Below are 1,432 nucleotides of genomic sequence, written 5' to 3' on the forward strand. Positions count from 1 at the left end.
TTCTCCTTCGAAATCAAGTCGCTGGCCCGGTTCCGCGTCAATGCGTTCAACCACAACCGCGGTGCCGGGGCGGTATTCCGGACCATCCCCTCGACGGTGCTCACCCTGGATGACCTCGGTGCCCCCGAGGTCTTCAAGACCATCGCCGACAGCCCGCGGGGGCTGGTGCTGGTGACCGGGCCCACGGGCTCCGGCAAGTCCACGACGCTCGCCTCGCTGGTGGATTACCGTAACGAGAACTTCCACGAGCACATCCTCACCATCGAGGACCCGATCGAGTTCGTCCACGATTCGAAGAAGTGCATCGTCAACCAGCGCGAGGTCCACCGCGATACCCTGGGCTTCTCGGAGGCGCTGCGCTCGGCGCTGCGCGAGGACCCGGACGTGATCCTGGTCGGCGAGCTGCGCGACCTGGAGACCATCCGCCTGGCGCTCACCGCCGCGGAGACCGGCCACCTGGTGCTCGGCACGCTGCACACCAGCTCCGCGGCCAAGACCATCGACCGTATCGTCGACGTCTTCCCCGGTGCGGAGAAGGCGATGGTGCGCTCGATGCTCTCCGAGTCGCTGCGCGCGGTGATCTCCCAGAGTCTGCTCAAGAAGACCGGCGGCGGACGTATCGCGGCCCATGAGATCATGATCGGCACGCCGGCGATCCGGAACCTGATCCGCGAGGACAAGATCGCGCAGATGTACTCCGCCATTCAGACCGGTCAGGGATCCGGAATGCAGACCCTGGACCAGTGTCTGCAGCGGCTCGTGGCCAGCGGCCAGATCTCGCGCCAGGAGGCGAGGACCCACGCGAGTGCCAAGGAGAGCATCTCCTGAGGCACGCCGCGCCGGCAGACCGCGCGGCACCATTGCAACGAGACAGAGGGTGAATCGGGATGGATTTCAACTCGCTGCTGGAGCTGATGGTCCAGAAAAAGGCCTCGGATCTGTTCATCACGGCGGGACTCGCGCCGAGCATGAAGATCTCCGGGCGGATCATGCCCGTCACCAAGACCAAGCTCTCCCCGGACCAGGCGCGCCAGGTGGTGCTGTCGGTGATGACCGACCGCCAGCGCAGCGAGTTCGAGGCGAACCACGAGTGCAACTTTGCCATCAGTGCCCGCGGGCTCGGGCGCTTCCGTGTCAGCGCGTTCTTCCAGCGCAACCAGCCGGGGATGGTGCTGCGCCGCATCGAGACGGAGATCCCCACGGTGGAGCAGCTGCGCCTGCCGCCGATCCTCAATGACCTGTCCCTGACCAAGCGCGGGCTGATCATCTTCGTCGGCGGCACCGGCACGGGCAAATCGACCTCGCTGGCGGCAATGCTCGGCTACCGTAACGAGCACTCCACGGGCCATATCATCACCATCGAGGACCCCATCGAGTACATCCACTCGCACAACAACTGCATCGTCACGCAGCGCGAGGTGGGGCTCGACAC

The 1,432-nt window shown here is 65.5% G+C and carries 2 protein-coding genes; both read left to right on the forward strand.

Annotated features, from left to right (window positions below):
* Positions 1–828, forward strand: an 828-nt coding sequence (locus G7A99_RS19680) for a type IV pilus twitching motility protein PilT (protein ID WP_163143420.1), incomplete at its 5' end; no start/stop codon positions are given.
* Between the two features lie 59 nt (positions 829–887).
* Positions 888–1,432 (forward strand): ATPase, T2SS/T4P/T4SS family (locus G7A99_RS19685; protein WP_163143423.1); only part of this gene is annotated, 545 nt, incomplete at its 3' end.

The sequence above is a fragment of the Arhodomonas sp. KWT genome (assembly GCF_010993615.1).